At 70.0% G+C, this 19550-nt stretch carries 22 protein-coding genes; 8 read left to right on the forward strand and 14 right to left on the reverse strand.

Going from position 1 to position 19550, the window contains the following annotated elements:
• The first annotated feature begins 494 nt into the window (after positions 1–494).
• Positions 495–1160: a toxin glutamine deamidase domain-containing protein gene (locus Aph01nite_RS26460; RefSeq protein WP_239161996.1), complete on the forward strand. Its 666-nt coding sequence runs from the start codon at positions 495–497 to the stop codon at positions 1158–1160.
• 25 nt (positions 1161–1185) lie between these two features.
• Positions 1186–1449, forward strand: coding sequence for an SUKH-4 family immunity protein (locus Aph01nite_RS26465; protein WP_204043703.1), 264 nt, complete (start codon positions 1186–1188; stop codon positions 1447–1449).
• A 430-nt stretch (positions 1450–1879) separates the two neighbouring features.
• Here Aph01nite_RS26465 and Aph01nite_RS26470 read toward each other — a convergent pair whose 3' ends face one another.
• Positions 1880–2674: a thioesterase family protein gene (locus Aph01nite_RS26470; RefSeq protein ID WP_204043704.1), complete on the reverse strand. Its 795-nt coding sequence runs from the start codon at positions 2672–2674 to the stop codon at positions 1880–1882.
• Positions 2675–2819: 145 nt separating this feature from the next.
• Here Aph01nite_RS26470 and Aph01nite_RS26475 point away from each other — a divergent pair, with 145 nt between their 5' ends.
• The gene (locus Aph01nite_RS26475) at positions 2820–3155 is read left to right on the forward strand and encodes a hypothetical protein (protein ID WP_204043705.1); all 336 of its coding nucleotides are present in this window, start codon (positions 2820–2822) and stop codon (positions 3153–3155) included.
• Positions 3156–3240: 85 nt separating this feature from the next.
• Positions 3241–5067: a DUF3352 domain-containing protein gene (locus tag Aph01nite_RS26480; protein ID WP_204043706.1), complete on the forward strand. Its 1827-nt coding sequence runs from the start codon at positions 3241–3243 to the stop codon at positions 5065–5067.
• Positions 5068–5178: 111 nt separating this feature from the next.
• On the opposite strand, the gene Aph01nite_RS26485 is transcribed toward Aph01nite_RS26480, so the two are convergent.
• The 5 genes from Aph01nite_RS26485 to clpS all read right to left on the reverse strand — a co-directional run bounded on the left by Aph01nite_RS26485 (position 5179) and on the right by clpS (position 7756).
• Positions 5179–6126 carry a PLP-dependent cysteine synthase family protein gene (locus tag Aph01nite_RS26485; RefSeq protein WP_204043707.1) on the reverse strand — a complete coding sequence of 316 codons (948 nt, stop codon included), beginning with the start codon at positions 6124–6126 and terminating at the stop codon, positions 5179–5181.
• Between the two features lie 6 nt (positions 6127–6132).
• Entirely contained in the window at positions 6133–6405 is a 273-nt protein-coding gene (locus tag Aph01nite_RS26490; protein ID WP_204043708.1) for a MoaD/ThiS family protein, read from the reverse strand.
• Positions 6406–6550: 145 nt separating this feature from the next.
• Complete coding sequence (locus Aph01nite_RS26495) at positions 6551–6952, reverse strand: M67 family metallopeptidase (RefSeq protein WP_204043709.1); 402 nt, start codon at positions 6950–6952, stop codon at positions 6551–6553.
• A 10-nt stretch (positions 6953–6962) separates the two neighbouring features.
• Entirely contained in the window at positions 6963–7487 is a 525-nt protein-coding gene (locus Aph01nite_RS26500; protein ID WP_204043710.1) for a DUF2017 domain-containing protein, read from the reverse strand.
• Positions 7487–7756, reverse strand: a complete 270-nt coding sequence (clpS, locus tag Aph01nite_RS26505) for an ATP-dependent Clp protease adapter ClpS (RefSeq protein ID WP_373872327.1) — start codon at positions 7754–7756, stop codon at positions 7487–7489. The genes Aph01nite_RS26500 and clpS overlap by 1 nt, the downstream gene beginning before the upstream one ends.
• Before the next feature lie 57 nt (positions 7757–7813).
• On the opposite strand from clpS, the gene Aph01nite_RS26510 reads away from it, so the two are divergent.
• Positions 7814–9091, forward strand: coding sequence for a nicotinate phosphoribosyltransferase (locus Aph01nite_RS26510; protein ID WP_373872328.1), 1278 nt, complete (start codon positions 7814–7816; stop codon positions 9089–9091).
• A 60-nt stretch (positions 9092–9151) separates the two neighbouring features.
• Positions 9152–9724, forward strand: coding sequence for an isochorismatase family protein (locus Aph01nite_RS26515; RefSeq protein WP_204043712.1), 573 nt, complete (start codon positions 9152–9154; stop codon positions 9722–9724).
• Here Aph01nite_RS26515 and Aph01nite_RS26520 read toward each other — a convergent pair.
• The 5 genes from Aph01nite_RS26520 to Aph01nite_RS26540 form a co-directional block, all read right to left on the reverse strand.
• Positions 9719–11467, reverse strand: coding sequence for a DEAD/DEAH box helicase (locus tag Aph01nite_RS26520; RefSeq protein ID WP_204043713.1), 1749 nt, complete (start codon positions 11465–11467; stop codon positions 9719–9721). The genes Aph01nite_RS26515 and Aph01nite_RS26520 overlap by 6 nt on opposite strands.
• A gap of 194 nt (positions 11468–11661) precedes the next feature.
• Complete coding sequence (locus tag Aph01nite_RS26525; protein WP_204043714.1) at positions 11662–12327, reverse strand: hypothetical protein; 666 nt, start codon at positions 12325–12327, stop codon at positions 11662–11664.
• 68 nt (positions 12328–12395) lie between these two features.
• Positions 12396–13235 carry a zinc metalloprotease gene (locus Aph01nite_RS26530; protein WP_204043715.1) on the reverse strand — a complete coding sequence of 280 codons (840 nt, stop codon included), beginning with the start codon at positions 13233–13235 and terminating at the stop codon, positions 12396–12398.
• A 103-nt stretch (positions 13236–13338) separates the two neighbouring features.
• Positions 13339–13584 (reverse strand): DUF3039 domain-containing protein, encoded by a 246-nt coding sequence (locus Aph01nite_RS26535; RefSeq protein ID WP_204043716.1) that lies wholly within the window; start codon positions 13582–13584, stop codon positions 13339–13341.
• A gap of 74 nt (positions 13585–13658) precedes the next feature.
• Positions 13659–15224 carry a DHA2 family efflux MFS transporter permease subunit gene (locus tag Aph01nite_RS26540; RefSeq protein ID WP_204043717.1) on the reverse strand — a complete coding sequence of 522 codons (1566 nt, stop codon included), beginning with the start codon at positions 15222–15224 and terminating at the stop codon, positions 13659–13661.
• 133 nt (positions 15225–15357) lie between these two features.
• Between Aph01nite_RS26540 and Aph01nite_RS26545 the strand changes: the two genes are divergently transcribed.
• Complete coding sequence (locus tag Aph01nite_RS26545; RefSeq protein ID WP_204043718.1) at positions 15358–15963, forward strand: TetR/AcrR family transcriptional regulator; 606 nt, start codon at positions 15358–15360, stop codon at positions 15961–15963.
• A gap of 9 nt (positions 15964–15972) precedes the next feature.
• Here the strand turns inward: Aph01nite_RS26545 and Aph01nite_RS26550 are convergent, their stop codons facing one another.
• On the reverse strand, positions 15973–16551 hold the full coding sequence (locus tag Aph01nite_RS26550) for a YqgE/AlgH family protein (RefSeq protein WP_204043719.1): 579 nt from the start codon (positions 16549–16551) through the stop codon (positions 15973–15975).
• A 118-nt stretch (positions 16552–16669) separates the two neighbouring features.
• Here Aph01nite_RS26550 and Aph01nite_RS26555 point away from each other — a divergent pair, with 118 nt between their 5' ends.
• Positions 16670–17131 (forward strand): hypothetical protein, encoded by a 462-nt coding sequence (locus Aph01nite_RS26555; RefSeq protein WP_204043720.1) that lies wholly within the window; start codon positions 16670–16672, stop codon positions 17129–17131.
• On the opposite strand, the gene Aph01nite_RS26560 is transcribed toward Aph01nite_RS26555, so the two are convergent.
• Together Aph01nite_RS26560 and Aph01nite_RS26565 are read right to left on the reverse strand one after the other, a co-directional pair.
• Positions 17132–18541, reverse strand: coding sequence for an NAD-dependent malic enzyme (locus Aph01nite_RS26560; RefSeq protein ID WP_204043721.1), 1410 nt, complete (start codon positions 18539–18541; stop codon positions 17132–17134).
• Positions 18542–18617: 76 nt separating this feature from the next.
• The gene (locus Aph01nite_RS26565) at positions 18618–19547 is read right to left on the reverse strand and encodes a tetratricopeptide repeat protein (RefSeq protein WP_204043722.1); all 930 of its coding nucleotides are present in this window, start codon (positions 19545–19547) and stop codon (positions 18618–18620) included.
• Between the last annotated feature and the right edge of the window lie 3 nt (positions 19548–19550).

The raw sequence follows: 19550 nt of genomic DNA on the forward strand, positions 1-19550 counted from the left end.
ATCTTGCCGTTGCGCAGTGGTCAAGGGCGGGCGGAAGTCCCGCTAGCCCGCTAGCCGCCGCGCAGCGGCAAAAGGGTGGGTGGGTGGGAGATCCACCGCAGCACGGGCAGATGAGAGAACCGCCGCAAGTACAAGCGAGTGGGAAGCGCCGCAAACACGGGCGAGTGGGAGAAGGGCCGTAAAGGATAGGCAGGTGGGAGAAGCATCGTGAGGCGGAGATTTGGGGTGGAGGGTGTGGTTGCGGGGGTGGATGAGGGGTGGTGGGTCTGGGGTTGGCTAGTTGGGGGCATGATTTGGGAAACTCCGCTTACCAGACTTGGGGGGCCTCTACCATCGATAACCTGAGGGGGAGGGGCCTGCAGTTGGTTTTCAGGGGAATGGCCGATCGTCAGTCCCGGTGGCGGCTTCCGTCCGGCGTTTACAACCCCGTCGTTTCGGGTGACGGCCGCCGATGGCGTGATTACGAACAAGCCGCCGAGACACCGGCCCCGACTTTGGACGAACGTCCGCCCCGCCCTCGCAGTCCCGCCTTCCCCGAACCCGGCAACGACTGGTTCGACCGCGGCTGCCGCCCACCCCGCCTCGACGAGGCCAGGCCGTACGGGACCGAGGGGGGCCTGGCCCGCCCCGACCCGCAGACACAGCAGGACCTGCTGGAAGCGGCGGTCGGCCGTTTCCCCGACCCTCGGGGCACCTGGATCCGCCTGATCAACGCGGAGGGCCCGACGGAGGACCCCTTCCGCTCCACCAACGCGATCGACTGCGCGCTGGCCGTACTCTCCACCTGGCACGGCGAACCCTCGGTGGCGGCCCCCCGGCTGCCGGAGTACGACCGCGTGGGCAAGCCCGTACTCTCGGGCGAGACCGGCGGCGTGGCCAGGGCGGAACAGTGGATGGGCCACCGGTTCGAGTACCTGGGCCAGGGCCGCCGAGCCTATCTGTCGATCGCCCAGCGCCTGATCACCGGCGGCCACGGCGCCGCCGCGATGCTCATCACCCGCTGGCCCAACGGCGGCAGCCACGCCTGGAACGCCGTCAACTCACGCGGCGAGGTCCTCTGGATCGACGCCCAGCGCGGCCACATGGCCGTCGAACCCCCCTACGAGAACGTCACCGGCGTCTTCTGCGTCATCATCGACCACACGGGCCAGCGGATTTGACCCACCCACACCCGGAGCTTCCGCGATGACCCCCGAGAGCGCACGAGCCCTGGCCGAGGAGTACTTCAACGGCGGCCGCCCCAACCCCGTCGACGTCGCCCTCTACGTCTTCGACGCCGGCTTCGTCGCCTGGACCCGCGACTCCACCCCCGAGGACCCCACCGTCTTACCCACCACGGTCGGCGGCGGCTGCATCATCATCGACCGCCACACCGGCGACGTCTGCGTCCGCCCCCTCCTCTCCCCCGAACACGTCGCCGCCCAATGGCCGGACCGCACCCCCCGCTGACCCCTGCGCCGGCCAGCAAATCCCACCACTGAACCTTCAACCACGCCCAACACGCACCAACCAGCGAAACTGAGCAACCAGACGACCGGTGAGGCCCCACCGCTGAACCCTGCGGCCGATACGCACCAACCAGCGAGACCGGCCGCACCAGTGGAGTCCCGCCGCTCAACCCTCAGCCACGCCCGCCTCGCGTCAACCGGCGGGACCGAGAGCGCCTGAAAGAGCGGCCCCGAGGCACCCGCCTCTCACCGTTTATCCGGCACCGTTAACGCAGGTGCCACTGCTCACCGCACCGGCGCCAAGAGTGACCGGCTTAGGGGCCCAAGCATCCAAACGACCGGTGAAGTCCCGCCGCTGAATCTTCAGCCGCGGCCGACACGCGCAAACTGGCGGGACTGAGAAACCGAACGGCGGGCTCGTTGTTGGGGGCTCAGGGGCGGCCGACGCGGGCTAGTTGGCGGGATTGGGCGACCAGGCGGCCGGTGGAGTCGTGGACTTCTACGTCTTCGTCGAACCAGTCGTCGGAGATGAGGCGGCCGGAGGCGCGGACGGTGAGCCAGCCGGGGGCGGGGAGGGCGCGCAGGTGCCAGGTCAGTTCGACGGTGGGGGCCCAGCCGCGCAGGCCGGCGGAGAAGGCGACCGGGGGGAGGGCGTCGACGGCGAGGGCGAGGATGTAGGGGTCGGGCGGCTGGGGTTCGGTGAGGCGGAAGTAGGCGCGGGATTCGGGGTGGCGGGTGGGGGTGCCGGTGAGCCAGCCGATGGTCGGGGGGTCGAAGCGCAGGTCGGTCTGGGCGTTGAGGTTCATGCCGGATTCGGGCTTGGGCGCGGGAAGCGCGACGCAGTCGGCGAGTGGGGGCATCGGGGTCGCGGCAGGGGTCGTGTAGAAGGGCTCGGAGTCCGGGGTGAGGGTGGCCGTGGCGATCAGGGCGCCAAGGTAGGGGTCGCCGTTCTGGGTGAGGACGGCCTGGGTGACCGTGGTCGTACGCCCGGATTTGAGGGGGGTGAGGTGGACGAGGGCGGGTCCGGGACGGGCGGAGCGGAGGAACTGCACGCTGGTGGAGACCGGGTGCTCGTGCGGTGAGGCGTCGACGACGGCGCGGAGCAGGGCGGCCATCAGGTAGCCGCCGTTGAGCGGGCCGCCGATGGAGTAACCGTCGTCCAGGCACAGCTCGTATGTCGTGGCGTCCACCCGCGTGGCCCTGGTCGCCTCGTCGAACTTGGTCACGTATACCCCTCATGACACGACCGAATGTTGTTCTGGTGGATACCTTAGGCCATATCCCTTCTTGGCCGGGCCATTGGCCACCATTAGCCACCCGAACAGGGAAAACGCGGCATCCACGGGCAGACTCCCAATGGGGGGATGATCTATGTTGAGTGCCCGCGGCCTGGTCGGCCAGTCGGTCTGGGATGTGCGCGGAGTCTGGGTCGGCCACGTCGTCGACGTGAAGATGATCCGTCAGCGCACGGGCTGGTTCCGCAAACCGGAAGAGCCGGAATCGGCCGGTCTGCTCGTCTCGTGCGTCCGCGCCCCACTCCTGATGGGCATCCACCGGGACGCCAACGGCAAACTCACCGGCCTCCTGCAGAACCTCACCAGCCTCCTGTACGCCCGGAGCAAAGTAGTCCCCTGGGACCTCATCGAGTCCAGCGACACCGGCGAAATACACCTCAAAGGACCAGCTACCGACCTGAAACGGGACTAACGTCAAGCACACTGCAAGCGAATCGCAGGCAATGTGGCATATTTTCAAGCTCGCCGAGATTAGACCTCTTATGTGAGTTGAGAAGATGCCTGCCGAGAACCCCCCCGGCCACCCGTTCCCCGCGAACCAGGACCCGGATCGGACTGTCCACTACCGCACCCCTCAGCCGACGTACGGGCAGCCTTACGGACAGCCGGAGGGCGACCAGCCGACACGCGTGGCGTACCCCGGATCCGGGCAGGATGACCCGACCCGGATGCAGTACCCGAGCCAGCAGCCCCAGTACGACCAGCAGTACGGGCAGCAGTACCAGCAGCAGCCGCAGTACGGCGACCAGACCCGGGTCGACTACCCGAGCCAGCAGCAGTACGGCCAGCAGCCCCAGTACGGCCAGCAGTGGCAGCAGCCCGAGGAGCTGGCCTACGGCCTCCCGCCGGTGCAGCTCGGCCCCGAGCCCAAGCGCGGCGGCATCGGCCGCGGCTGGATCATCGCGCTGATCGCCGCGGTCCTCGCCGGCGTCGTCGGCGGTGGCGGCTTCTACCTGGTCAACGCGCTGAGCGGCGGCGGCACCCAGCCGCACGAGGTGTTACCCGGCAGCGCGTTCGCGTACGTGCGCCTGGACCTCGACCCCGCGGCGAACCAGAAGCTGGCGCTGTTCACGATCGCCCGCAAGTTCAACGCCACCAAGGACGTCTTCAGCGCCGACGACCCGCGCAAGGTGCTGTTCGACACGCTCGCCGAGAGCAGCCCCGACTTCAAGAACGTCGACTACGCCAAGGACGTCGAGCCGTGGCTCGGCAGCCGCGTCGGCCTGGCCTTCTCCCAGACGGCCAAGCCGGACGGCGGGGACGAGCCCCTCGGCGTCGCCGTGGCGATCCAGACCAGCGACGAGAGCGCCACGCGCGCCTTCATCGAGAAGATGGACGGCGACTCGCAGGACAAGACCGGCTACGTCTTCCGAGACGGCTACGTGATCCTCGCCCAGAGCCAGAAGGAGGCCGACAAGTACGCCGACGCCCCCACCCTGGCCCAGAACCCCGACTTCTCCGGCGACATGGCCGCCCTGGGCGAGCCCGGCGTGCTGTCCTTCTGGGCGAGCGCCAAGTCCGTGCTGGAGTCCGGCCTGCCCACCGGGGTGGACCAGGCGCTGGTCGACCGCATCAAGGACGGCCGCTTCGCCGGCGCCCTCCGCTTCGACGGCGACTACGCCGAGATCGCCGGCATCAGCCGCGGCATCGACACCACCGTCGCCGGTGACGTGGAGGCGTCCCGGATCGGCGAGCTGCCGGACAGCACGGCCGCCGCGCTGTCGGTCTCCGGCATGGGCGACATGCTGAGCAAGCAGTGGACCGAGATCCTTGAGGCCACCAACGCGGCCGGTCCCGAGGGCCAGTCCTTCAACCAGTTCCTCAACCAGGCCCAGCAGCAGTTCGGCCTGACCCTGCCCGACGACCTGGCCGTCCTGCTCGGCAAGAACCTGACCGTCGCGGTGGACGAGAACGGCCTCGACGGCGACCTGCCCAACATCGGCACGGTCCTGTCGACCGACCCGGCCAAGGCGCAGGCGGTGCTGGAGAAGCTCGAACTGGCCTTCGCCAACAGCGGCGCCCCGGTCCAGCTCATCAAGAAGGCCGGCGACGGCAAGCTCGTGGTCGCCACCACCGAGGAGTACGCGGGCAAGCTGGCCGCCACCGGCACGCTCAAGGACAGCGAGACCTTCCAGCTCGCGGTCCCGAACGCCGAGGACTCCGCCTTCGCCCTGTACGCGGACCTGGACAAGATCGAGAAGCTCTACCTGAACTCGCTCAGCGGCGAGGAGCGGGCCAACCTGGAGGCCCTGCGCGCGGTCGGCATGAGCGCGCAGTACTCGGGCAGCGAGGTCGGCTTCAACCTCCGCCTGATCTTCAACTAGAACCACCCTCGGTGTCCGGCCGGGTGACCCACCCACCGCCCCGGCCGGGCGCCATAAGAAACGCCCGTCTCCCCTGAGAGTTGGAGACGGGCGTTTCGTTCGACACTCTACTTATGCCCAGAGCTGTCCTTCCAGCCGGTCCTCGGCTTCGTCCAGCGTCCCCTCGTACGCGCCGGTCGACAGGTACTTCCAGCCGCCGTCCGCGACGATGAACACGATGTCCGCCCGCTCTCCGGCCTGTACGGCCTTGCGGGCCATGCCCAGCGCCGCGTGCAGCGCGCAGCCGGTGGAGATGCCCGCGAAGATGCCCTCGGCGGCCAGCAGCTCGCGGGTGCGGGCCAGCGCGTCCGCCGAGGTCACCGAGTAGCGGGTGGTGAGCACGGTCTCGTCGTAGAGCTCGGGGATGAAGCCCTCGTCGACGTTGCGCAGGCCGTACACGAGTTCGCCGTAGCGGGGTTCGGCGGCCACGATGCGCACGCCGGGCACGTGCTCCCGGAGGTAGCGGCCGACGCCCATGAGGGTGCCGGTGGTGCCGAGCCCGGCCACGAAATGCGTGATCGTGGGTAGATCCTCCAGGATTTCGGGCGCGGTGGACTCGTAGTGGGAGCGCCAGTTGGCCGGGTTCCCGTACTGGTAGAGCATGATCCAGTCGGGGTTCTCGGCGGCCAGGCCCTTGGCCACGCGCACGGCCTCGTTGGAGCCGCCGGCCGCGGGCGAGGAGATGATCTCCGCCCCCCACATGCGCAGCAGCTGCCGCCGCTCCTCCGAGGTGTTCTCCGGCATCACGCAGATCAGCCGGTACCCCTTCAGCCGCGCCGACATGGCCAGCGAGATCCCGGTGTTCCCGGAGGTGGGCTCCAGGATCGTGCAGCCGGGGCTCAGCAGCCCGTCCTTCTCCGCCTGCTCGATCATCCACAGCGCGGGCCGGTCCTTGATCGACCCGGTCGGGTTGCGGTCCTCGAGTTTCGCCCAGATCCGCACCTCCGCCGAGGGCGACAACCGGGGCAATCCCACCAGAGGCGTACGGCCGACCGAGTCGATCAGCGAGTCGAAACGCATGGCGGCTCAGCCACCGGCGACGGCGGGAAGCACGGTCACCGTGTCGCCGTCGGACACCGGGGTGCCGAGACCGCCGAGGAAACGCACGTCCTCGTCGTTGAGGTAGACGTTGACGAAGCGGCGAAGCTTGCCGGCGTCCACCAGACGGGCCTGCAGCCCCGGATGCCGGGATTCCAGGTCGCCGATCAGCTCTTCCAGCGTGGCGCCGGAGGCGTCGACGGCCTTGGCGCCGTCGGTGTAGGTGCGCAGGATGGTCGGAATGCGAACCTCGATGGCCATCTCGGGTCAATCTCCTTGATCAGTCGTCGTTGTGTGGAACACAGGGAAACGCGCGCGGATTCCTGTGTCAGCGACAGTCGTAGACGACGTCCGATCGAGAATGCGCGAAGAGGAACTTCTGCACCGCCGAGAACATGGCCCCAGTTTAACCTTCCGGCTCCAGGATCTTGACTTCCTCCTCCTCGATGACACCGTCCACGATCCGGAAAGATCGGAACTGGTCGAACTCGGTGGAGTAGAGCACATAGTGCGCGTACGGCTCGGAGGCGTAGCTGACGTCGGTGCGCGAGGGATAGGCCTCGGTGGCCGTGTGCGAGTGGTAGATCACGACCGGTTCCTCGTCCCGGTCGTCCATGTCCCGCCAGACCCGGAACTGCTCCATCGAGTCGAACCGGTAGAAGGTGGGCGAGCGTTCCGCGTTCTCCATCCGGACGAAACGCTCCGGCACCCCGTCCCGGCCGGCGATGACGCCACAGGCCTCGTCCGGGTGGTCCTCGCGGGCGTGCGCCACGATCTGATCGACCAGCTCCCGTGAGATCGTCAACATGCCGGCAAAGCTACCAAAGGGCCCGTACGAGCGTGTCCTGGAGGTAGGTGAGCCAGTCGTAGGTCACGAAGGCCGGATACCGCGGGTCCTCCTCGGACATGCGCGCGATCTCCTCGTGCACCTCCTCGGTGACCTCCAGGCGGACCCCGAGCATGAGCCGGACGTCGTTCAGCGCCCGCATCCAAGCCGCCGCCTGCTCGGCGGTGAGCTCCACCTCGCCGCCCACGGCGGTGTCGATCAGCGTGGTCGCGTCGGCCCGCTTGGCGTCGCGCAGCGTGGCCTCGGTGTAGCGCCGGAACTCCCCCGCCGCCTCCTCGTCCTCGTACGCCGAGGGGAACAGCCGGGCCAGCACCGGATCACTGGGGACCTCGGCCGTGGCGCCGATGCCGAGCGCGCGTTCCAGCGGGTCGTCGCCGGTGGCACCCGGTTCGACCAGGCCCAGCACGAGCCCGACCAGGGAGCGCAGCACGGACGCCTCGGCCGCGTCCAGCCGGATGGACACGCCGGTCTCGGTCGGCTTGAACCCGGTGCTCATCAGGAGTCCCGCTGGACGGTGGCCCACAGGCCGTACGAGTGGAGGATCTGCACGTCGCGCTCCATCTCCTCGCGGGTGCCGCTGGACACCACGGCCCGGCCCTTGTGGTGCACGTCCAGCATGAGCTTCTCCGCCTTCTCCCGGGTGAAGCCGAAGACGCTCTGGAAGACAAACGTCACATAGGACATCAGGTTGACCGGGTCATTCCAGACGATGGTCAGCCATGGCAGATCCGGCCGCACGTCGATTGCCGGACGCTCGACCTCCATTGGAGCGGTGCTACCCACATTTCCAATCCTGCCCTACCTCGGTCGTACTCTCGACTCGTGGAGATGACCATGAACACCGCGTTGCTCACCGACCACTACGAATTGACCATGCTCCAGGCGGCGCTGACCGGGGGAACCGCCCATCGGCGCGCGGTTTTCGAGGTCTTCGCCCGGCGACTGCCCGCGGGACGGCGATACGGGCTGGTCGCGGGCACCGGACGCATCCTTGACGCAATCGAGAACTTCCGGTTCGGCACGCGTGAGCTGGAGTTTCTCCGCGATGTGGTAGACCGGCGCACCCATGACTTCCTCGCTGGATTCCGGTTTTCCGGGGATATATACGGCTATCGGGAAGGTGAGACCTACTTCCCGGGATCGCCGATCCTGGTGGTCGAGGGCACGTTCGCCGAGGCCGTCCTGCTGGAGACGGTCGTGCTGTCGATCCTCAACCACGACTGCGCCATCGCCTCGGCCGCCGGGCGGATGACGCACGCGGCCGGCGACCGGCCGATCATCGAGATGGGCTCCCGCCGCACCCACGAGCAGGCCGCCGTGGCCGCCGCCCGCGCCGCCTACCTGTGCGGGTTCGGCTCCACGTCCAACCTGATGGCCGGCCTGCGGTACGGGGTGCCCACCGCGGGCACCGCCGCCCACGCCTTCACCCTCCTGCACGACTCGGAGCGGGCGGCCTTCGGCTCCCAGCTGGCGTCCCTGGGCAACGGCACGACCCTGCTCGTGGACACCTACGACGTGGCGGAGGCCGTACGGACGGCGGTGGAGCTGGCCGGGCCCGAGCTGGGCGCCGTACGCATCGACTCGGGGGACCTGGGCCCGGTCGCCGTGGAGGTGCGGAACCTGCTCGACTCGCTGGGCGCGCACCGGACCCGGATCATCGTCACCGGCGACCTGGACGAGTTCGCCATCGCCGGCCTGGCCTCCGCCCCCGTCGACGGGTACGGCGTCGGCACCTCGCTGGTGACCGGCTCGGGCGCCCCCACCGCCAACCTCGTCTACAAGCTCGTGACCAGGGACGACGCCACCGGCACGGCCCGGCCTGTGGCCAAGAGGTCCGTCGGCAAGCCGAGCAAGGGCGGGCGCAAATGGGCCTACCGGGAGCTGCGCGACGGAACCGCCACCGCCGAACTGGTCACCCTCGCCCCCGCCGAGGACGCCGGCCGCCCCCTGCTCACCCCGCTCGTACGCGACGGCGAGATCGTCGGCCGGGAGCCACTCGCGGACGCCCGTGCCCGGGTTCGCGCATCCTTGACCGAACTGCCGCCAATCGCACACAGTCTCTCGCCCGGGGATCCGTCAATCCCTACTATCTTTAAGTGATCGTGGGAGAGCGGCGCCTGAGGACGACGCCGGTCTCCCACGATCTCCTAGTCTGAAAGCATGCCTACTGCGCTAGTCATCGTGGACGTGCAGAACGACTTCTGCGAGGGCGGCAGTCTGCCCGTGAGCGGCGGCGCCGACGTGGCCGCGGCCATCACCGCCCATCTGCAAGCCCACTCCTACGACCACATCGTCGCCACCCGGGACTATCACATCGATCCCGGGCCACACTTCTCCGGCACTCCCGACTACGTCAACACCTGGCCCGCGCACTGCGTGGCCGAGACGCCCGGAGCCGACTTCCATCCGTCGTTCGACACGGCCAAAGTCGAACAAATCTTCAGCAAAGGCGCGCACAACGCCGCCTACAGCGGGTTCGAGGGCACCACGCCGGACGGCGAGAGCCTCGGCGCCTGGCTCGCCTCGCGCGAGGTGACCCACCTGGACGTGGTGGGCATCGCCACCGACCACTGCGTGCGCGCCACCGCCATGGACGGCCTGCGCAACAACTTCAGCGTCCAGGTGCTGCTGGACCTCACCGCGGGCGTGGCCGAGGAGACCACCCACGCCGCCCTGGCCCACCTGGCCGACGCGGGCGCCCGCCTGACCGGGAGCCCGGTCCTGGGGTCATGACTTCCGCTGGGCGGCCCAGCGGCGGATCATCGCGATCCGCTCGCGGATCTGCTCGGCCGAGGCCTGGGCGATGGCCGGCCCGCCGCAGGAGCGGCGCAGGTCGGCGTGGATCACGCCGTGCGGCTGGCCGGTGCGGTGGTTCCAGGCGCCCACCAGGCCGTTCAGCTCCTTGCGGAGCTCGTGGATGACCTCGTGCGGGGCCAGTTCCGGAGCCTGTTTGGGCTGGCGGCGCTTGGCGGCCTGCTGGTCGGCCTGGCGTTTGCGGAGCAGTGAGGCCACCTGGTCGGGCTCCAGGAGACCCGGCAGGCCCAGGAAGTCCTCCTCCTCGGGGGAGCCCGCCGCCGCGGCGGTGCCGAACTCGCCGCCGTCGAAGAGCACCCGGTCGAAGGTGGCGGAGGCCTCCAGCGTCTGGAAGGGCAGCTCCTCGCCCAGCGCGTCGGGCTGCTTGCGCTCCCGCTGCGCCTCTTCCAGCAGCAGGTCGTCGAGGCCGTCCTCGTCGCGCTTGCGGTTGAGGACGTGGTCCCGCTCCGCCTCCATCTCCGCCGCGAAGGACAGCAGCAGCGGCACCGAGGGCACGAACACCGACGCCGTCTCGCCGCGTTTGCGCATCCGGACGAAACGCCCGATGGCCTGCGCGAAGAAGAGCGGCGTGGAGATGCTCGTGGCGTAGATGCCGACGGCCAGGCGGGGGATGTCGACGCCCTCGGAGACCATGCGGACGGCCACGAGCCAGCGGTCGTTGGCGGCCGAGAAGTCCTTGATCTTCTTGGACGCCCCGGGATCGTCGGAGAGCACCACGGTGGCGCCCTCGCCGGTGACCGCCCGCAGGTGCTTGGCGTAGGCGCGGGCCGACTCGTGGTCGGTGGCGATGATCAGGCCGCCCGCGTCGGGCATGCCGCGGCGGACCTCGGTGAGGCGGCGGTCGGCGGCGGTGATGACCTGGCGGATCCAGTCGCCCTTGGGATCCAGGGCCGCCCGCCAGGCCTGGCCGAGCTGGTCCTTGGTGAGCGGCGTGCCGAGGGTGGCGGTGATCTCGTCGCCCGCCCGGGTGCGCCACTTCATCTCGCCGGAGTAGGCCAGGAAGATGACCGGGCGCACCACGCCGTCGGCGAGCGCGGGCCCGTAGCCGTAGGAGTAGTCGGAGACGCTGCGCAGCGCGCCGTCGCCGTCCTCGGTGTAGGCCACGAACGGGATCGGGTTGTCGTCGGAGCGGAACGGGGTGCCGGTCAGCTGGAGCCGCCGGGTGGCGGGGTCGAAGGCCTCGCGCACGCCGTCGCCCCAGGACTTGGCGTCGCCCGCGTGGTGGATCTCGTCGAAGATGACCAGGGTCTTGCGCGCCTCGGTCCGCGCCCTGTGCAGCGCCGGATGCATGGCCACCTGCGCGTACGTCACCGCCACGCCCACGTAGTCGCGCGAGGTCGCGCCCTGGCTGTTCTTGAACTCGGGGTCGATGCTGATGCCGACCCGGCCGGCCGCGTCGGCCCACTGCCGCTTCAGGTGCTCGGTGGGCGTGACGACGGTCACGGCCCGGATCACGCCCCGGCTGATTAACTCGCTGGCGATCCTGAGCGCGTAGGTCGTCTTCCCGGCCCCCGGCGTCGCCACGGTCAGGAAGTCGCGCGGTTCCCGCTGGAAGTACAGGTCATACGCCTCCTGCTGCCAGGCGCGCAGCTTGGGCGCCGTGCCCCAGGCGGCCCGATCCGGGTACGACGGCGAGAGGTGAGACGCCGCGGACACGCTCATCGCGACCACGCTCCCCGCTGATCAGCTGAGCGACCGCCGCCATGGCGGTGGGTTCGCTTGCTCACCCGGCCTCCCCGTTCAGTTGTCCACCCGACACGTCGGCCAGAGTAGCCGCCCCCACCGACAAACATGCCGACCACCGCCGATCCGGTCCCCCTCCGGCCCGCAATCCGCCCCGGCGTCCGGCCTGTCCCTCAGCGCACGCCCGAGGTGATGAGGTCGAGGTCGGCGCGGGATTGCGGCGTGTCCGGATGGGCCAGGCCGAGGATGACGACGCTCCCGCCGGAGGAGGTGGTGAGAAGAGTCACACGCAGATAGGCGGGCCGGTTGACGACGTCCCGGTACTCGGCGTGCAGGGCCCGCGTGTGGCCGGCCCTGCCGTTGACGGTGATGGCCTCGTCCTTGACGACGTCCACCTTGTCGCCGTGCAGGAGCAGCCGCGAGTACAGCTCGGTCAGCTCCACCAGTTCGGCCCGCAGCCCGCTCGGCTCGACCTCGTCACCCGGGCGGATCATGACGATGGCCAGGTCCTGGTTGGTGGCCACCGTGGTGAAGCCGGTGACCGGGGCCAGCACGCCCTGACGCCACCCCGGCGGGAGCGGGTAGGTGACACCGGCGAGGCCGTCGCTCACGGCGACCGTCTCGGCGGGCTCGTCGGGGCCGCCCAGCACCGCGAGCGCCGCCACGGTGACCACGGCTCCGGCCGTCAGCAGGGCCAGGACGCTGATCAGGAGGGTGGCGGCCCAGCGCGGCAGCCGGCGCGGGGGCGCGGTGGGCGTGCCGTACCAGCGGGCGGAGGGGGGCAGGTCCTGGTCGGGCTCACCCCGATCGGCGGGCGGCCAGACCCTCCCATCGTCCATGCCCGGAGTAATTCACGCCGGAGTCGCGGGAGTCAATCCAGACCGGGCTTTCGGTATGCGCCCGCCGGTCAGGTCTTGGGCAGGCGGTAGGCCGTCCACATCTCCTTCATCCGGGCGGCCTGGCCGGCCGTGAACTCGGACATGCACCGGTCGTGGCTGTAGTCCATGAAGTTGTGGACGGGGTCGGTGCCCGGGATGGCCGGGCAGGTGTCCTTGTCCTCCGGGCAGCCGTCGGTGGGAAGGCCCTGGGCGGGGGTGTCGGCCACCGAGTCGCCGGCGGCCTCGCAGCCGTTCTCGAAGGTGTGCAGCAGGCCGAGCCAGTGGCCGATCTCGTGCACTCCCGTGAAGCCGCGGTCGTAGTCGCGCAGCGCCCCGCCGGGGAGGCTGCGCCAGTCGATGACCACGCCGTCCAGCCGGGGGGAGTTCTTGTACCAGTGCGGATAGGTGGAGTACCCCAGCACCAGCTCGCTGAGCTGGCCGACGTAGAGGTTGAGCGTGTCCCTACTGCCGCGCCGCAGGCCGGTCTTCATGGCGTCCTCGTGGCCGAGCGGGTCGCGGAACCACTCGCGGTTGCGGGTCCTGGTGATGCCGCGCAGCTCGAACCTGATCCCGGTGTCGACGCCGCCGAGCTGCCCGCCGTACGCGGAGTTGAGGGTCGCGACCTGGTTCTTGATGGCGGCGTCCGAGGCGCCGCGCGCGCCGTCGGTGAGGGCGTGCACCCAGAGCGGCACGGTGATCGCGGTGACCACCATGCGGTTGGCCAGCCGCCCCTTCACGTACTCGTTGACCCGGGCTATCTCGGCGGGATCAGGCTCCACACCCCGGCCCGACCGGCCCGCCGACGCCCGGCACTCGCGGTCGGCCGCGGCCGGACCGGGCACCACGCCCAGCGTGAACAGGCATGCCAAAGAGACGGCGAGTGTACGCCGGGCCATTCATTTCCCCCGATACGACTGGCGGTCCGGCCTCCAAACGCTAGCCGTATCGGGGACGATCAGCGGGGATCGACACTCACTCGTCGTCGCCGGAGGGGAGACCCTCGTAGATCTCCTTGCACTCGGGGCAGACCGGGTACTTCTTCGGGTCCCGGCTGGGCGTCCAGACCTTGCCGCAGAGCGCGCGGACCGGGATGCCGGTCACGTAGCTCTCGGTGATCTTGTTCGCGTCCGCGTAGTGCGAGAAACGCTCGTGGTCGCCGTCCCCGTGCGACAGGTTCGGCGTGACATCGCTCTCGGGAAGAATCTTCGTACTGCTCATCGCACCGAGTTTAGTCGGCGCGTACGGGTACGGCTCCCGCCCGCGAAGGCGAGAGCCGTACGGAAAATGGAAGATCAGCCGATGTGGACCGGGGCGCCCTCGGTCTTGCGGCCGGCCTTGACCAGCAGGGCCAGGACGGCGGCCACGACGGCGACGCCGGTGCTCACCACGAAGCCGAGGTGCAGGCCGTCCATGAAGGACAGGTGCGAGGCGTTGGTGATGACGCCGGCCACCTGCTCGGGCAGCCCGGACGGGGCCATGCCGACCGAGGCCAGGCCCTTCAGGCCCTCAAGCTGGTCCGGCGGGATGGTGGCGGCGGCCGGGCCGAGGTAGCCGGCGTACACGTCGGAGACCTTGGCGGCGACGACGGCGCCGAGGATGGCGGTGCCGAGGGCGCCGCCGACCTGCATGGCCGAGTTCTGCACGCCGCCGGCCACGCCGGCCAGCTCCTGCGGCGCGTTGCCCACGATGATCTCGGTCGCGCCGACGAACACCGGGGACAGGCCGAAGGCGAGCAGGGCGAACGGGATGGCGCTGTCGATGAACGCGGCCTCGATGCTCAGCCGGGACATCAGGAACATGGCCGTGGCGGTGATGAGCATGCCGCCCGCGATCGGGATGCGCGGCCCGAGCTTGCCGATCAGCACACCCGCCAGCGGGGACGCGACGATCATGCCGGCGCTCATGGGGAGCATGCGGATGCCCGACTCCAGCGGGGTCAGCCCGTGCACGCCCTGGAAGAAGAAGGTGAGGAAGAACATCGCGCCGAACATCGAGAAGGCCATCAGGATCATCAGGCCGGTGCCGATGGAGAACGACGCGTTCTTGAACAGGGTGAGCGGGAGCAGCGGCTCCTTGGCCCGGCTCTGCCAGAACAGGAACGCCGCGCCGACCACCACGGTCACGGCCAGGAAGGCGAGCGTCCCGGTGTCGCCCCAGCCCCACTCGGGCGCCTTGATGATGGCCCAGACCAGCGAGAACATCGTGATCGACAGCAGCACCACGCCCGGCCAGTCGATCCGGGAGAGCAGCCGCGTACGGCCGTCCCGCAGCACCCACAGGCCCATGGCCAGCGCCACCGCGCCCACCGGCACGTTGATGAAGAACACCGACTGCCAGCTCACGTTCTCCACCAGCAGGCCGCCGACGATCGGCCCGGCGGCACTGGACAGACCGATGATGCCGCCCCACGCTCCCATGGCCATGTTGAGCCGGTCACCGGGGAAGGCGAGCCGGAGCAGCGCCAGCGCGGCGGGCTGGAGCAGCGCGCCGAACAGGCCCTGCAGCACGCGGAACGCGATCAGGGCTTCCACCGAGGAGGTCAGGCCGATGGCCAGCGAGGTCAGCGCGAAGCCGGCCACGCCGATCAGGAAGACGCGCTTGTGCCCGAACAGGTCGCCCAGCTTGCCGGCCGTGATCAGGAAGACCGCCAGGGCGAGCAGGTAGCCGCTGGTGACCCACTGCAGGTCGGCCAGGGAGGCCCCGAGCTCCTGGCCGATGACCGGGTTGGCGATGGCGACGACGGTGCCGTCCAGCATCACCATGATCACGCCGAGCGAGACGGCCAGCAGGGTCAGCCAGGGCCGGCCCTGGCCGGGTTTCGCCGGCGCCTCGGATGGTGCGGCCAGTGCTTGGGCCATGACGGGATACCCCCCAAGTAGAAGTCAACGTGTCGTAATTTATGTCAGCCTCTGCCAGATGACAAATCCTTTTATCCGACATAAGGTGACAATCGGCAGTTCGTGAACTTTGGGTTTCAGGGAGGTGACAGGGATGGGTCTGCGCGAGCGCAAGAAGCAGAAGACGCGGCTGGCATTGATCGACGCGGCGCTCGACCTGTTCCTCGCACGCGGGTACGAGGCCACGACCATCGATCAGATCGCGGCGAGCGTGGACGTCTCACCGCGGACGTTCTTCCGGTACTTCGCTTCGAAGGAGGACGTCGCGCTGGCTCTGCAGGCCGACGCCCTGGACATATTTGTAGCGGAGCTGTCCGCCCGGCCCGACGCCGAGTCCCCCTTTACCGCGATGTCGCAGGCCATGCGGGCGGCGCTGGCCACCGTCGGCCACAACGACGAGGCCGATCACGAGCGGTTCGCGAAGACGTGCGAGCTGCGGGACCGCCATCCGGCGCTCGTGGCCGGGCAGGCGCGGCTGATGATGGCCCACGAGCAGCGGCTGCTGGCCGAGATCACCCGCCGCAGGGGCGCCGACGACCTGCGCTCACACTTCGTGCTCGCGCTGTTCGCGGCGGTCGCGCGGACCTGCTTCGAGCAGTGCGGGCCGGGCGAGATACGCGACGTCGCGGCCCTGGCCAGGCGCCTGGACGAAACGCTGGTCGTCGCGGGGCAGTCCCTGCGGCCGGGCTGGGACGAGTAGGCGGGAACCTCAGTTGAGCTTGGGGTCGTCCGGGTAGGTGGCGACCATGGCCAGCTCGCCCTGCTGGCGGCGCAGGACCGAGCGCCAGAGCGTGGAGGGGTCCGGATGAAACGTGTCCCCGGGTTCCGAGTCGACGACGTACCAGGCGCCTTCCTGGACCTCGTTCTCCAGCTGGCCGCTGGTCCAGCCGGCGTACCCGGCGAAGATGCGCATCTGGGAGATCTCGCCGGCCAGGATCTCGGGGGGCGCGTCGAGGTCGACCGTGCCGAGGCGGGAGACGGCGGGGCGGCCGGAGTGCAGGCGCCGCCAGCCCAGCGGTTCCTCGCCGCTGCGGACGGCGGCCAGCGCCAGCGCGCTGTCGGTCTGGACCGGTCCGCCCTCGAAGAGGACCGAGGGGCCGGAGACGAGCGCGTCCCAGACCGGGAGGACCTGGGTGACGGTGATGTCGCTCGGACGGTTGAGGACCACGCCGAGGGTGCCGCCGTCGTCGTCGTGCTCCAGGACGAGCACCACGCTACGCCGGAAGTTCGGGTCGTCGAGCAGTGGCGTCGCTACGAGCAACCCGCCGACGTAGATCGCGTCCGCCATACATCCATGATGAGGCAGGAAGGACTAATCGCGCACGTCACCATGACCCGTCACTCTATGTTACGAATTGCACACATATGGGCACTGTACGTAGCATGGATCATGATTCGGGGGGATCATGCTGAAGGTCGCGGTGCTCCTGTTGCCGTTCGGGCTGGCCATGGGCCTGCCAGCCGTCGCGGGGGCGGCGGCGCCGCCCCTGGTGGACTTGTCCGTACAGGACAGGGCTGAGTGTCCGGCGAGTAAGTCGAGCGTCACCATGGCGGCCGGCGCGGGCCACGGCCAGGTCGGTTTCACCATCTACCGCGACGGCGAGTACGTCCAGGACGGCCTCCTCAGCCCCAACTCCCGGCGCACCGTCAAGGTCAAGATCCCGCCGGACGCCGCCTCGAAGATCTCCGTCCAGCTGGCCGGCCAGGGCACGGCCAACTACACGGTCGAATCCCACTGCCGCGCCCGGCTCCCCTTCACCGGCCCCGCGACCCGCCTGTACGGCAGGCTCGCCACCGCGATCGGCCTGCTCATCACCGGCGCCATCTTCTGGTGGTACGCCGGCATCTGGCCACGCCAGACCCGGTGATCACGCCTCGGTGAACCCCCGCGCCTTCCCACCCGCGGACTCACGCACCGCGGCGGCCACCGCGTTCGCCACATCCGGGTGGAACACGCTGGGCACGATGTAGTTGGGACCCAGCTCCTCGCTGGTCACCACGGCGGCCAGCGCCCGGGCGGCGGCCAGCAGCATGTCCTGCGTGACGCCGTCGGCCTGCGCGTCCAGCAGCCCGCGGAACACCCCGGGGAAGGCCAGCACGTTGTTGATCTGGTTCGGGTAGTCGGACCGGCCGGTCGCGACCACGGCCGCGTGCTCGCGGGCGTCGTCGGGGGACACCTCGGGCTCGGGGTTGGCCAGCGCGAAGACCACCGAGTCCGGCGCCATCATGGCCACGTCGTCGCCGGTCAGGATGCCGGGAGCGGAGACGCCGATGAACACGTCCGCGCCCTTCACCGCGCCGCGCAGGTCGCCGGAGTAGCCCTCGGCGTTGGTGTGCTCGGCGATCCAGCGCAGCGAGTCGTCCAGGTCGTCGCGCCCCAGGTGCACCGCGCCCAGGTAGTCGCAGACGACCACGTGCCGGGCCCCGGCCGCGAGCAGCAGCCGCAGCACGGCGGTCCCGGCCGCGCCCGCGCCCGCCAGCGTGATGCGCACGTCGGCCAGCTCCTTGCGCACCACCCGCAGCGCGTTGGTGAGCGCCGCCAGCACCACGATCGCGGTCCCATGCTGGTCGTCGTGGAAGACCGGGATGTCCAGCAACTCGCGCAGCCGGCGTTCCACCTCGAAGCAGCGCGGCGCGGAGATGTCCTCCAGGTTGATCCCGCCGAACCCGGGGGCGATGGCCCGGACGATGGAGACGATCTCGTCCACGTCCTGGGTGTCCAGGCAGATCGGCCAGGCGTCGATCCCGGCGAACCGCTTGAACAGCGCCGCCTTGCCCTCCATCACCGGCAGCGCGGCGGCGGGCCCGATGTTGCCCAGCCCGAGCACGGCCGACCCGTCGGTGACCACGGCCACCGAGTTCCGCTTGATGGTCAGGCGCCGCGCGTCCTCCGGGTTGCGCGCGATGGCCATGCTCACCCGGGCCACCCCCGGCGTGTACGCCATGGACAGCTCGTCACGGTTGCGCAGCGGGACCTTGGACTGCATCTCGATCTTGCCGCCGAGGTGCATGAGGAAGGTCCGGTCGGAGACCTTGTGGATGACCACGCCCTCGATCGCGCCGAGCCCGTCCACGATCGCCTGCGCGTGGTCGGTGTCCCTGGCGGCGCAGGTCACGTCGATGCGCAACTTCTCGTGACCCGCGTTGGTCACGTCGAGAGCGGTGACGATCCCGCCGGCGTTCTCCACCGCGTGGGTCAGCAGGCTGACGGCCTTGCCCCCGGCGGGAACCTCGAGTCTGACGGTGATCGAATAAGAAACACTCGGCACGGTGGCCACGTCAATCCGCTCCTTTGCGCATTGGGTGTGGACCTATCGTGCCACCTCTCGCGGACTGCATCGGGCCGAAATGTGGCTAGAAGAGCGCCGAGGCCAGGCCCCTGCGGGCTTTCGCCACCGCGGGGTCGTCCGCCGGGAGGGTGTCGAACAGGCCGAGCAGGTGGCGGCGGGCCTTGTCGCGGTCGTCGCCCGCGGTGCGGCGCACCACGCCGATGAGCCGGGTGAAGGCGGCGTCCACCTCGCCCGCGAGCATCTCCACGTCGGCGGCCTGCGTCTGGAGCACGACGTCGGCGGACGCGTCGGCGGCCCGGCCGAGCACGTCGGCGGGGTTCAGGCCGGTGGTGCGGCGGACCAGGCCGACCCCGGCGAGGCCGATCTTGGCCTCCTCGTCGTTCGGGGAGCGGGCCAGCAGGCGGCCGAAGGCGGCCTCGGCGGCGTCCAGGTCGCCGTCCTCGATCGCCATGTCGGCGGCGAGCAGGTCGGGGTCCACGGGCGGCTCGGCGGGGCCCTCCTCACCCGGCGCGGCGGGCGGGCCCAGCTCCACGCCGAGCTGCTCGAAGACCTGGGTGAGCGCCTGGCGCAGCTGCGCCTCCGGCAGCGGGCCCTCGAACAGCGGCATCAGCTGGCCCTGCACCGCCAGGTAGACGGTCGGCACCGCGCGCATCCGCAGGGCCTGCGCCAGCTCGGGGTTGGCCTCCACGTCCACCCGGGCCAGCAGCCAGGACCCGCCGGCCTCGGCGGCCAGCTTCTCCATGGCCAGGCTGAACTGCTGGACCTGCTCGGCCCTCGGCACGGTGGCCTCGACGATGACCGGAACGCTCATCGAGCGCTCCACCACCTCCGCGGTGAAGGTCGCCGCGGTCGGCTCGATGAGCTCGGGCGTGCCGGGCGCCGCGGGGTTCTTGGCCGCCGCCTCGCGCCGGGCCTGCGCCTCCAGCGCCTGCTTGCGCGCGCCGAGGTCCACGGCGCCGTAGAGCGATCCAGGTCGAGAGAAGTCCGCTGCCATACC

Origin of the sequence: Acrocarpospora phusangensis (genome assembly GCF_016862995.1) — a bacterium.
Classification (GTDB): domain Bacteria; phylum Actinomycetota; class Actinomycetes; order Streptosporangiales; family Streptosporangiaceae; genus Acrocarpospora; species Acrocarpospora phusangensis.

Excerpts from the sequence above, each read along its gene's own strand:
- Aph01nite_RS26465 (WP_204043703.1), top strand. The coding sequence starts at position 1,186 with ATGACCCCCGAGAGCGCACGAGCCCTGGCCGAGGAGTACTTCAACGGC.
- Aph01nite_RS26475 (WP_204043705.1), top strand. The coding sequence starts at position 2,820 with ATGTTGAGTGCCCGCGGCCTGGTCGGCCAGTCGGTCTGGGATGTGCGC.
- Aph01nite_RS26480 (WP_204043706.1), top strand. The coding sequence starts at position 3,241 with ATGCCTGCCGAGAACCCCCCCGGCCACCCGTTCCCCGCGAACCAGGAC.
- Aph01nite_RS26485 (WP_204043707.1), bottom strand. The coding sequence starts at position 6,126 with ATGCGTTTCGACTCGCTGATCGACTCGGTCGGCCGTACGCCTCTGGTG.
- Aph01nite_RS26490 (WP_204043708.1), bottom strand. The coding sequence starts at position 6,405 with ATGGCCATCGAGGTTCGCATTCCGACCATCCTGCGCACCTACACCGAC.
- Aph01nite_RS26495 (WP_204043709.1), bottom strand. The coding sequence starts at position 6,952 with ATGTTGACGATCTCACGGGAGCTGGTCGATCAGATCGTGGCGCACGCC.
- Aph01nite_RS26500 (WP_204043710.1), bottom strand. The coding sequence starts at position 7,487 with ATGAGCACCGGGTTCAAGCCGACCGAGACCGGCGTGTCCATCCGGCTG.
- clpS (WP_373872327.1), bottom strand. The coding sequence starts at position 7,756 with ATGGAGGTCGAGCGTCCGGCAATCGACGTGCGGCCGGATCTGCCATGG.
- Aph01nite_RS26515 (WP_204043712.1), top strand. The coding sequence starts at position 9,152 with ATGCCTACTGCGCTAGTCATCGTGGACGTGCAGAACGACTTCTGCGAG.
- Aph01nite_RS26520 (WP_204043713.1), bottom strand. The coding sequence starts at position 11,467 with ATGAGCGTGTCCGCGGCGTCTCACCTCTCGCCGTCGTACCCGGATCGG.
- Aph01nite_RS26525 (WP_204043714.1), bottom strand. The coding sequence starts at position 12,327 with ATGGACGATGGGAGGGTCTGGCCGCCCGCCGATCGGGGTGAGCCCGAC.
- Aph01nite_RS26535 (WP_204043716.1), bottom strand. The coding sequence starts at position 13,584 with ATGAGCAGTACGAAGATTCTTCCCGAGAGCGATGTCACGCCGAACCTG.
- Aph01nite_RS26540 (WP_204043717.1), bottom strand. The coding sequence starts at position 15,224 with ATGGCCCAAGCACTGGCCGCACCATCCGAGGCGCCGGCGAAACCCGGC.
- Aph01nite_RS26545 (WP_204043718.1), top strand. The coding sequence starts at position 15,358 with ATGGGTCTGCGCGAGCGCAAGAAGCAGAAGACGCGGCTGGCATTGATC.
- Aph01nite_RS26550 (WP_204043719.1), bottom strand. The coding sequence starts at position 16,551 with ATGGCGGACGCGATCTACGTCGGCGGGTTGCTCGTAGCGACGCCACTG.
- Aph01nite_RS26555 (WP_204043720.1), top strand. The coding sequence starts at position 16,670 with ATGCTGAAGGTCGCGGTGCTCCTGTTGCCGTTCGGGCTGGCCATGGGC.
- Aph01nite_RS26565 (WP_204043722.1), bottom strand. The coding sequence starts at position 19,547 with ATGGCAGCGGACTTCTCTCGACCTGGATCGCTCTACGGCGCCGTGGAC.